This window comes from Microcella sp. (assembly GCF_030645145.1).
Classification (GTDB): domain Bacteria; phylum Actinomycetota; class Actinomycetes; order Actinomycetales; family Microbacteriaceae; genus Microcella.
In genome coordinates this window covers 26,861-36,527 of record NZ_JAUSMI010000072.1, presented here as the reverse complement: position 1 = coordinate 36,527, position 9,667 = coordinate 26,861, and the positions used below count along the sequence as shown (strand labels likewise).

11 protein-coding genes are annotated in these 9,667 nt (G+C 72.8%); 5 read left to right on the top strand and 6 right to left on the bottom strand.

Going from position 1 to position 9,667, the window contains the following annotated elements; genetic code table 11:
• The first annotated feature begins 279 nt into the window (after positions 1-279).
• A complete protein-coding gene (locus Q7T15_RS04520; RefSeq protein ID WP_304693715.1) occupies positions 280-1,893 on the top strand; it encodes a DHA2 family efflux MFS transporter permease subunit in 1,614 nt (537 codons plus the stop codon).
• On the opposite strand, the gene Q7T15_RS04515 is transcribed toward Q7T15_RS04520, so the two are convergent.
• Together Q7T15_RS04515 and Q7T15_RS04510 are read right to left on the bottom strand one after the other, a co-directional pair.
• Positions 1,812-2,159 (bottom strand): hypothetical protein, encoded by a 348-nt coding sequence (locus Q7T15_RS04515; RefSeq protein ID WP_304693713.1) that lies wholly within the window; start codon positions 2,157-2,159, stop codon positions 1,812-1,814. The two genes, Q7T15_RS04520 and Q7T15_RS04515, sit on opposite strands and share 82 nt — an antisense overlap.
• Positions 2,160-2,255: 96 nt before the next feature.
• Positions 2,256-3,107, bottom strand: a complete 852-nt coding sequence (locus tag Q7T15_RS04510) for a PHP domain-containing protein (RefSeq protein ID WP_304693711.1) — start codon at positions 3,105-3,107, stop codon at positions 2,256-2,258.
• Between the two features lie 101 nt (positions 3,108-3,208).
• Here Q7T15_RS04510 and Q7T15_RS04505 point away from each other — a divergent pair, with 101 nt between their 5' ends.
• The 3 genes from Q7T15_RS04505 to Q7T15_RS04495 all read left to right on the top strand — a co-directional run bounded on the left by Q7T15_RS04505 (position 3,209) and on the right by Q7T15_RS04495 (position 6,528).
• Positions 3,209-4,216, top strand: coding sequence for an endonuclease/exonuclease/phosphatase family protein (locus tag Q7T15_RS04505; protein ID WP_304693709.1), 1,008 nt, complete (start codon positions 3,209-3,211; stop codon positions 4,214-4,216).
• 59 nt (positions 4,217-4,275) lie between these two features.
• Positions 4,276-5,817 (top strand): aminopeptidase P family protein, encoded by a 1,542-nt coding sequence (locus Q7T15_RS04500; protein WP_304693707.1) that lies wholly within the window; start codon positions 4,276-4,278, stop codon positions 5,815-5,817.
• Between the two features lie 96 nt (positions 5,818-5,913).
• Complete coding sequence (locus Q7T15_RS04495; protein ID WP_304693706.1) at positions 5,914-6,528, top strand: hypothetical protein; 615 nt, start codon at positions 5,914-5,916, stop codon at positions 6,526-6,528.
• Positions 6,529-6,553: 25 nt separating this feature from the next.
• On the opposite strand, the gene Q7T15_RS04490 is transcribed toward Q7T15_RS04495, so the two are convergent.
• On the bottom strand, positions 6,554-6,706 hold the full coding sequence (locus Q7T15_RS04490; RefSeq protein WP_304693704.1) for a hypothetical protein: 153 nt from the start codon (positions 6,704-6,706) through the stop codon (positions 6,554-6,556).
• Positions 6,703-7,362 (bottom strand): LON peptidase substrate-binding domain-containing protein, encoded by a 660-nt coding sequence (locus Q7T15_RS04485; RefSeq protein ID WP_304693702.1) that lies wholly within the window; start codon positions 7,360-7,362, stop codon positions 6,703-6,705. Before Q7T15_RS04485 ends, Q7T15_RS04490 begins: the two co-directional genes overlap by 4 nt.
• A 138-nt stretch (positions 7,363-7,500) precedes the next feature.
• On the opposite strand from Q7T15_RS04485, the gene Q7T15_RS04480 reads away from it, so the two are divergent.
• The gene (locus tag Q7T15_RS04480; protein WP_304693700.1) at positions 7,501-8,322 is read left to right on the top strand and encodes an SDR family oxidoreductase; all 822 of its coding nucleotides are present in this window, start codon (positions 7,501-7,503) and stop codon (positions 8,320-8,322) included.
• Between the two features lie 34 nt (positions 8,323-8,356).
• On the opposite strand, the gene Q7T15_RS04475 is transcribed toward Q7T15_RS04480, so the two are convergent.
• Positions 8,357-9,265 (bottom strand): Gmad2 immunoglobulin-like domain-containing protein, encoded by a 909-nt coding sequence (locus Q7T15_RS04475; RefSeq protein WP_304693698.1) that lies wholly within the window; start codon positions 9,263-9,265, stop codon positions 8,357-8,359.
• A gap of 223 nt (positions 9,266-9,488) precedes the next feature.
• Positions 9,489-9,632: a GPGG-motif small membrane protein gene (locus Q7T15_RS04470; RefSeq protein WP_200932273.1), complete on the bottom strand. Its 144-nt coding sequence runs from the start codon at positions 9,630-9,632 to the stop codon at positions 9,489-9,491.
• Positions 9,633-9,667: the final 35 nt, after the last annotated feature.

Genomic DNA, 9,667 nt, shown 5'->3' with positions numbered 1-9,667 from the left:
GACGACGGATGCTCCCGCCGCGTCGCCCGCGGCCGACGGCTCGACGCCCGCGGCCAAGCGCCGTCGTCGTCGCCGTCGCTCGGGAGGCTCCGGCGGAGCCGGGCAGGGCGGCTCGGGCGAGGGCACGGCCGCCGCGCAGTCCTAGTCGTCGACCCGTCCGAGGGGAACTCGCTCTGCGGATTCCTCACGGACGGGAATGACGGAGGCCCGGAGTAGGTTGTGCTGTCGCGGCCACCGCCGCGCATCCCCTCGCTTCGCAGCCGACCGCCTCGGAGACCCGTGACTTCCTCCCCCTCCTCCCCCGCGACCACGCCGTCGACCGTCGAGTCGCCGGAGCACGCGCGCAACATGCTCGTGATCCGGCTCCTGCTGGTCTCGGCGTTCGTCGTGATCCTCAACGAGACGCTCATGGGCGTCGCGATCCCCGAGCTCATCGACGACCTCGGCATCACGGCCTCGGCGGCTCAGTGGCTCACGACCGCGTTCATGCTCACGCTCGCCGTCGTGATCCCGATCACCGGCTTCCTCATGGTGCGCTTCCCGACGCGGCGCATGTTCCTCGCGGCGATGACCCTCTTCACGATCGGCACCGCGATCGCGACCGTGGCGCCCGGCTTCGAGGTGCTGCTCATCGCGCGCATCGTGCAGGCGAGCGGCACGGCGATCATGATGCCGCTGCTGTTCACGACGGTGTTCGCGCTCGTGCCCGCCCACATGCGCGGCCGCGTCGTCGGCAACATCTCGATCGTGATCTCGGTCGCGCCCGCGCTCGGCCCGACCGTCTCGGGCATCATCCTCTCGGTCGCCGATTGGCGCTGGCTCTTCATCACGATGATGCCGTTCGCGATCGGCGCGCTCGCGCTCGGTGCCGCGCGCATCGTCAACGTCGGCGAGCAGCGCCCGGTCCGGCTCGACCTGCTCTCGGTCGCCCTGTCGATCCCGGGCTTCGGAGGCTTCGTCTACGGGCTGAGCCTGCTCGGCGAGCGCGGCGGCGCGCAGCTCGTGCCCGGCCTCATCGCCCTCGGCATCGGCGTCGTCGCGATCGGCCTGTTCGCCTGGCGGCAGGTCGTCCTGCAGCGCACGGACGGCGCCCTGCTCGACCTGCGCACCTTCGCCTCGCGCGAGTTCGCGCTCGCGATCGCGACCGTCACGATCGCGTCGATGGCGCTCTTCGGGGCGATCATCCTCATCCCGCTCTACGTCCAGGATGTCCTGGGCGCGGAGGCCGTCGTCTCGGGCCTCCTCATCCTGCCCGGCGGCCTGCTCATGGCGTTCGCCGCGCCGATCATCGGCCGCCGGTACGACCGCGTCGGCCCGCGCTCGCTCGTCATCCCCGGCGCGTTCGTGCTCTCGGGGTCGCTGTGGGGCATGACGCTCTTCACCGCGACGACGCCGCTCTGGCTCGTCACGGTCGCGAACCTCGGCACGAGCCTCGGGCTCGCGCTGCTGTTCACGCCGCTCATCACGAACGGCATGTCGTCGCTCACGCCGCAGCTCAGCTCGTACGGCAGCGCGATCGTCGGCACGATCCAGCAGGTCGCGGGCGCCGCGGGCATCGCACTGTTCATCTCCGTCTCGTCGGCCTTCGCGGGCCCCGGCGGCGCGACCACCGACTCGGTCACGGCCGAGGGCGTGCGCGCGGCCTTCGCGGTCGGCGCGATCATCGCCCTCGTGACGATCCCGCTCGTGCTCATGGTGCGACGAGCGACCCCGGCGGTGCCGGGCCCCGGCGCGCACGGCGCTCCGGGCGCGCCGGAATCGACGGGAGCGGACGACGCCCATCGCGCCGACGCGGCCAAGGCCGACGCCGATCACTCCGCCGAGAACTCGCCGGGAAGCACGACGTTGGCGGGCGCGCCGACGAAGAACGGCGCGACCTCCTCGGGGTCGTAGCCGGCGATCCCGGTACCGATCGGCGTGACGAGGAACCTCAGCTCGGGGTGATCGGTCGCGAACTCGAGCAGAGTCCGCACCTCCTCCTCGAGCACGCCGAGGCCGCTCATCGAGTCGACCGCGTACGAGCGGCCGTGCAGGCCGTGGCCCTCGCCCCACACGGCGCCGAAGCGGTCGAGCGCGGTCTTCGCGGCGCCTCCCGCGTGCCAGCCGTCGGGGTTGGAGCCGAAGACGAAGATCTCGTTCGGGCCCAGCTCGGTGATCACGCGGCATCGCCTCCCGGTCGTCGCGCCGAGCCGCTCGCCGGCGCCGGCAGGACACCGACGGTACGCCCCTCGCGCCGTCGCCCGCGCCGACCGCCCTCAGGCGCGAACGGGAGCGACGCCGCGCGACCGGGCGACGATCACCTCGAGCGCCTCGGGGTCCGTCGTGTTCTCGGCCAGTCGATTGGGCTTCCCGTCGCCGTGGTAATCGCTCGATCCGGTCATCACGAGGTCGTAGCGGCGCGCCCAGTCGCGCAGCGTCGCGCGGCCCGCGTCGGTGTTCTCCCGATGGTCGACCTCGAGGCCCACGAGACCGGCGTCGACGAGCTGCTCGAGCATCCCCTCATCGATGACGGCCTCGCGACCGCGCGTCGCCGGGTGAGCGATGACCGGCGCTCCGCCCGCGTTCGCGATGATGCGCACGCCGTCGAGAACGGTCGGGGCGGCGTGCGGCAGGTAGTACCCGGCCCGGAAGTGCAGGATCGACTCGAACGCCTCGCTGCGCGTGCGGACGATGCCGCGCGCGACGAGCGCGTCGGCGATGTGAGGGCGGCCGATCGACACCCCGCCCGACTGGGCGAGCACGTCGTCCCACGTGACGTCGTAGTCCTCGGAGATGCGCGACACCATGCGCTCGGCCCTCGTCAGGCGATCGTCGCGGATGCGGCCCGTCTCGGCGACGAGGTCGGCGTCGTGCGGGTCGAAGAGGTAGCCGAGCAGGTGCACGCTGCGCCACTCGTAGCGGGTCGAGAGCTCCATCCCGCGCACGATCTGCAGCCCGCTCCCGGCCGCCGCGGTGACCGCCTCGTCCCACCCGGCCGTCGAGTCGTGGTCGGTGATCGCGAGAGTGTCGAGCCCCGCGGCGATCGCCGCGCGCACGAGCTGCGTGGGGGTCTCCGTGCCGTCCGAGACGCTGCTGTGGCTGTGCAGGTCGATCGTGGGGCGCGGCATGCTCCTCATGCTACGCAGGGGAAGGTCGGGCTCGGCTCCGCGCGAGCCGGGCATCCGCGCTCGGGGGCGCGCGCGATCGCGCGGGATAGGCTCACGAGGTCATGATCCGCCGTTCCGCCGCCGCCGCCCTGCTGCTCGGCGTCGCCGCGGCGCTCCTCGTAGTCGCGTGGCCGAGCCTGTTCGGGCTCGCCGGGGCGCCGGTCATCGCCCAACTCGTCTCGCTGCGCGGGCTCAGCTCGCTCGTCGCCGTCCTCGTCGCGATCACGCTGCTGATCATCGCGGCCCTGTGGGCGGGCGCGCGGCGCTTCCTCGCCGGGCTCGCGGTCATCGCGATCGCCTTCGCGGCGATCAATCTCGCCGTGCTCTCCAGTCGCGGCTTCGGGGCGGATGCCCTGCCCCCGCCCGCCGACGACGAGCTCGTCGTCCTCGCCTGGAACACCCTCGGGGACGCGACCGGTCCTGGCGTGATCGCCGATCTCGCCGCGGCCGAGCAGGCCGATGTCATCGTCCTGCCCGAGACGACGGAGGAGACCGCGGTCGTCGTCGCCGAGATCCTGCGCGATGCCGGCCGCCCGATGTGGGTGCACACGCTCGAGTTCGACCCCGAGCTCGAGCTCAAGGCCCGTTCGACGAGCGTGCTCATCTCGGTCGAGGTGGGCGAGTACGCGCGCGATGACTCGGTCGGCTCGACGACCGTCCTGCCGAGCATCGTGCTGCGCCCGATCTCCGGTGTGGGGCCGACGATCATCGGCGTGCACCCGATCTCGCCCGTGCCGGGAGAGCTCGAGAACTGGCGGGCCGACCTCGCGTGGCTCGACGAGGTGTGCACGGGCGAGCGCGTCATCATGGCCGGCGACCTCAACGCCACGGCCGACCACTTCACGGCGACCGACGACGGCCCCGGGCTCGGCTCGTGCGTCGACGCCGCCCTCGTGACGGGCAACGGCGCGGTCGGCACGTGGCCGACGCGCCTGCCCGCTCTCCTGGGCGCGCCGATCGACCACGTGCTCGCGACGCCCGATCTCGAGATCCGCTCCTTCCGGGTCATCACGACGGTCGACGACGCGGGGAGCGACCACCGCCCCGTGGTCGCGCGGCTCGTCCCCTGATCGGGCGCGCACGCGAGCATCCCCTGCCCCCGCCCGGCCTGGGGTGGGAGGATGGGCGCATGGCTGAGACCGATCAGAAGGATGCCCCGCGCGCGACCGCGAACCGCTCGACGACGCCCGGCTCCGACGCCTTCAAGGAGTACATCTCGCAGGGCTGGGCCGAGCGCCCGAGCCGCGCGACCGGACCGCGCGAGCAGGCGGCCTTCGCCGCCGAGCGCCGCGCCCGCATCTCGGCGCTGCACCCGACCGCGCGCGTGGTGATCCCGGCCGGCCCCGCGAAGCAGCGCTCGAACGACACCGACTACCCGTACCGCGCCCACTCCGCCTTCGCGCACCTCACCGGCTGGGGCTCCGACACCGTGCCGGGCAGCGTGCTCGTCCTGGAGCCGCGATCGAGCGGTGCCGGCGAGCCCGACGGCCACGACGCCGTCCTCTACTTCCGCGAGGCCGCGGGCCGCGACTCGGACGAGTTCTACGCGAACCCCGAGATCGGCGAGTTCTGGACGGGCCCGCGCCCCACCGCCGATGACGTCGCCGCCGACCTCGCGCTCGCCACGCGCGGCCTCGGCGACCTCGAGTCCGTGCTCGACTCCCTCGACGCCGACACGATCCTGGTGCGCGAGGCCGACCCCGCCATCACCGAGCGGGTGGATGCTCAGCGCCTGCTCCTCGCGGGTCCGACCGCCGCCGACGCCGACGCCGACCCCGAAGCCGCGCTCGGCGAGCGCGTCGAGCGCGACGCCGACCTCGCGCGCGACCTGAGCGAGCTGCGCCTCGTGAAGGACGCGTTCGAGATCGAGCAGATGCGCCTCGCGGTCGCCGCGACCCGACAGGGCTTCGACGACGTCATCGCCGACCTGCCGGAGATCGTCGCGCACCCCCGCGGCGAGCGCCTCGTCGAGGGCTCCTTCGACCGCCGAGCGCGCGCCGAGGGCAACACCGTCGGCTACGACACGATCGCTGCGAGCGGGCCGCACGCGTGCATCCTGCACTGGACGCGCAACGACGGCCCCGTCCTCCCCGGCGACCTCATCCTCATCGACGCGGGCGTCGAGCTCGAGAGCTACTACACCGCCGACATCACCCGCACGCTCCCGGTGAGCGGCTCGTTCACGGAGGTGCAGCGCCGGGTGTACGAGGCCGTGCGCGAGGCCGCCGACGCGGCCTTCGCGATCGTGCGGCCGGGCATCCGGTTCCGCGAGATCCACGCCGCGGCGATGGAGGTCATCGCGCGCCGCACGGCCGAGTGGGGACTGCTCCCGGTGTCGGCCGAGGAGGCGCTGCAGCCCGACGGCGGCCAGCACCGGCGCTACATGGTGCACGGCACCTCGCACCACCTCGGACTCGACGTGCACGACTGCGCGCAGGCGCGGCGCGACCTCTACCTCGACGGCATCCTCGAGCCGGGCATGGTGTTCACGATCGAGCCGGGCCTCTACTTCCAGCCCGACGACCTCACCGTGCCCGAGGAGTACCGCGGCATCGGAGTGCGCATCGAGGACGACGTGCTCGTGACGGCCGACGGCTGCGAGAGCCTGTCGGCGGGCATCCCCCGCACGGCCGACGAGGTCGAGGCCTGGATGGCGCGCGGCGCGCGCTGAGCATCCGCGCCGCCGCGGGGCGACCGCCCCTGGTGCCTGCGCCGACGCAGGAGGATACTGGCGCCACCCAGCCCTCGTGATGGAGGAGGTCGCGCCATGATGACCGCACCCGCTGCTCGGCCGACGACCCGCTTTCGGACCGCTCCGCGCATCGCGATGGGCATGCTCGTCGCGCTGCTCGTGCTCGTCGGCCTCGCGCTCGCCGCCGCGGCCCTCGCGCCCCGACAGCTCGACCCGGTGCTCGGCCACCTGTCGCCCGCGACCGCGGTGCTGCTCGGCGCTGCCACCCTTCTCGGCCTCGCGCTCACGCCGTGGCTCGGCGCGATGGGGCGCATCGGCGCGGTCATGCTCGCCGTGCCGATCGTCATCCTCCTCGTGGCCAACGAGCTCCTCGGCAGCGACTACGCCGGAGCGCCCACGGGAACGCCCCTCGACATCCCCGTGCTGCTGCTCATCCCTGCCGGGCACCTGACCCTGCTGTTCGGGGCGCTGCGGTCGGCGGGGTGGGCGCGGCGCGGCGCCTGGGCGGTCTTCGCGCTCACGGCGGTGCTGTCGCTCGTGATCATGATCGTGCCGACGCCCCCGATCTCCGACTCCCTGCTCGCGAATCGCACGGTCTACGGCGCGCTCCTGGTCGCGGCGCTCATGACGGCCGCGATCGCCGTCCTCCTCGAGCGCGGGCGGCACGCTACGGGCACCGGTCTCGGCTGAGGGCTCGCGGCTCGCGGCTCGCGGCTCAGTCGTCGTCGTCGCGCGAGTCGCGGAAGTAGCGGACGGCCTGCCAGACGAGCACGGCGACCGTCGCGACGCCCATCGCGAGGAAGAGCGGGCCCGCGGCCGAGGCCGTGCCCGGGTCGGTCGGGATGGGGAAGGCGACCAGCCCGGTCACGCGTCGCCGTCGCGGAAGTCGTCGGGGGTGGGGAAGTCGTCGGTGTCGTCCCACGTGACCGCGAGCACCTCGATCGCGTCGTTGGCGAGCTCAATGAGCTGGCGCAGGAGCGTCTCGGCGTCCTCCGACCGCAGCAGCCTGACCTGATCGAGCGGGCCGAGCGGGGCGATGCCCGCGAGCTGCCACATCGCCTCGACGGGGTCCGCGCTCAGCTCGACGTCGGCGCCCCACTGCTGCTCGACGAACTCGCTCGCCTGGGCGAGCGCCCGGCGCACGGTGGATTCGGCCTCGTCGAAGAGCGGGCCGAGCGCGTCGTGCCACTCGAGCTCGGGCAGCTCGGTGACCCGGGCGCGCGGGTAGGGGTCGTCCTCGAGCCACTCCTCGACCTGGACGCGCACGGTGCCCTGCGCCACGAGCCCGATGAACCCCTCGCTCGCCTGCACCTGCGCGATGCGCGCGATCGTGCCGACGGGGAACCTCTGCTCGCCGCCCCCGACCTCCGAGCCGCGCTCGATGAGGACGATGCCGAACTCGGCGGGCTCCTCCTGCAGCACCGTGGAGAGCATCACGACGTAGCGCTCCTCGAAGATGCGCAGCGCCGTCGGCATCGACGGGAAGAGCACCGAGCCGAGCGGGAACATCGGCATGACGGTCATGCATCCACTGTCGCACCGGAACCTGGACGCGTCGACCCCGGCGCTCGACACGCGGGACGTTCGGCCCTGAACGATCGGCCGCGAAGCTCCTAGCCTGAGGGCAGCGCGCGCCGCGCATCCCCGCCCCGAAGGAGCAGCATGAAGATCACCGGCACCGTCCTCGCCGTCACCGGAGCCGGCAACGGCATGGGCAGGGAGGTGACGCTCCAGCTCGTCGCGAAGGGCGCGCGCGTCGCCGCCATCGACATCAGCGAGGCGGGGCTCGCCGAGACGGTGGCGCTCGCGGGCGCGCACGGCTCGGCGATCTCGACGCACGTCGTCAACATCGCCGACCGCGCCGAGGTCGACGCGCTCCCCGCGGCGATCATCGCCGCGCACGGCCAGGTCGACGGTCTGCTCAACATCGCGGGCATCATCCAGAAGTTCGTGCCCGTCAACGACCTCGCCTCCGACCAGATCGAGCGCGTGATCGCCGTCAATCTCTACGGCACGATCAACACGATCAAGGCCTTCCTCCCGGAGCTGCTGACGCGGCCCGAGGCGGCCATCCTCAACGTCTCGAGCATGGGCGCCTATGCGCCCGTCCCCGGCCAGTCGGTCTACGGAGCGACGAAGGCGGCCGTCGCGCAGCTCACGCGCGGCCTGCACTCCGAGCTCATGGCGACGAAGGTCCAGGTCACGGGTGTGTTCCCCGGCGGGATCGGCACCAACATCGCCCTCAACTCGGGCATCGCGACCGAGGCCGAGATGGCGGCGATGGCGGCGAAGGCCGGAGAGGGAAAGCCGCGCAGGACGACTCCGGCGCCCGAGGCGGCCCGCCAGATCATCGAGGCGCTCGAGAAGGGCAGCTACGAGATCTTCATCGGGCAGGATGCCCGCATCATGTCGCGCCTGAGCCGCCTGTCTCCGAAGCGCGCGGCCGCGCTCATCTACTCGCAGATGAAGGACCTGCTGGGCTGAGCCGCCCGCGCCGCGGCCCGCCGCGGCGCGCCCCTCACGTCCCGCTGACGGTGAAGGTCTTCGTATCGGTGCTCGCGACCGAGCCGTCCTTCATCGAGTACTCGGTGATGACGAGCGTGTACTCCCCCTCCGGGCGCGGGCCGAGATCGAGGCTCCACGGGGCGCGGGCCGGGCACGACTCGTCGCTCATCGCGAAGCCCTCCTCGAGAACCATCCCGTTCTGCAGGAGCTCCCACCCGAAGGTCGCCTCGAAGACGCACGCGACGCCGCTCGCCCGCAGTGGGCTCATGACCGTCGCGCCCTCGGCCGGGGCGTCGATCTGCAACGGGCTGAGGGTGCTCTCGGGCAGGCCGCGTGCGAACTCGCCCTGGGCATCCACATGCCCGCCGAGCGTCTCGACGACGTCTCCGTCGACCGTGAAGGTCAGAGCGCGGATGCCCGGCTCGATGCCCGTCGCCGTCCAGACCAGCTGCTCGATCGCGACGAACTCGGCCTCGGATCCGACGCCCTGGAGGAGCCCGCCGAGGTCGACGCGGAGCACGTCGCCGTCGCGCTCGATCCCTCGCAGCCGGACGTCGCGCCAGAGGTTCGCGTAGTCGGGGTCGGTCGGCGCGACCGCGCCCTCGGTGATCGCTGCGAGTGCGACGGCGAGGACATCGCCGTCGGGCTCGACCTCGAGCTCGTGGGTCTCGGGGATGAGGTCGATGTCGGTCGGGTGCGACACGGCGAAGTAGAGCTCGACCTCCTCCGACTCCGGCGGAGCGGCGGTCGGCGTGCTCGTCTCGCTCGGGCTCGCGGTCGGCGGAGCGCTCGAGCCGCTGGGCTCGGGTGCGGGGGTCGGCACGCAGCCGGCGAGCCCGAGGCCGATGACGGAGGCGAGCGCGAGGGGCGCTGTCGCGCGGGCGAGGATGTCGGCGCGGCTGGTGGGGCGTCGGCGGCTCATGGTGACCTCCCGGTGCGGCTCGAGGCCGCGTGGGGTCACGGTAGCCCCGCCGGTCTCGGCCCGGTCAGGGCCGAAAGTCCCGAGCCGGGCATCCGCTCGCTCGGATGGAAGCCCGGACATGCCGAGAGGCGGGCCGCTCTCGCGGCACCGCCTCTCGGGGTGCGGCGCCCGGGGGCGCCGTGATCCTGATCACATCGGGGGCTCAGGGCCTAGCCAAGCCCGATCAAGTGAAGATGCTGACGCCACCGGGGCCGACGAGCAGACCGAGAACGATCAGCACGATGCCCCACAGCATCTGACCGCGGACGAGCGTGACGATTCCCGCGATGACGAGGATGGCCGCGATGATCCAGAGAAGTGTTGCCATGGTGGTGCCTCCTTCCGGTCGCGGATCGCGCCCCG

Bases quoted from the DNA above. Each gene is read 5' to 3' on its own strand.
- Q7T15_RS04510 (WP_304693711.1), bottom strand. From the start codon at position 3,107: ATGCCGCGCCCCACGATCGACCTGCACAGCCACAGCAGCGTCTCGGAC.
- Q7T15_RS04505 (WP_304693709.1), top strand. From the start codon at position 3,209: ATGATCCGCCGTTCCGCCGCCGCCGCCCTGCTGCTCGGCGTCGCCGCG.
- Q7T15_RS04500 (WP_304693707.1), top strand. From the start codon at position 4,276: ATGGCTGAGACCGATCAGAAGGATGCCCCGCGCGCGACCGCGAACCGC.
- Q7T15_RS04495 (WP_304693706.1), top strand. From the start codon at position 5,914: ATGATGACCGCACCCGCTGCTCGGCCGACGACCCGCTTTCGGACCGCT.
- Q7T15_RS04485 (WP_304693702.1), bottom strand. From the start codon at position 7,362: ATGACCGTCATGCCGATGTTCCCGCTCGGCTCGGTGCTCTTCCCGTCG.
- Q7T15_RS04480 (WP_304693700.1), top strand. From the start codon at position 7,501: ATGAAGATCACCGGCACCGTCCTCGCCGTCACCGGAGCCGGCAACGGC.
- Q7T15_RS04475 (WP_304693698.1), bottom strand. From the start codon at position 9,265: ATGAGCCGCCGACGCCCCACCAGCCGCGCCGACATCCTCGCCCGCGCG.
- Q7T15_RS04470 (WP_200932273.1), bottom strand. From the start codon at position 9,632: ATGGCAACACTTCTCTGGATCATCGCGGCCATCCTCGTCATCGCGGGA.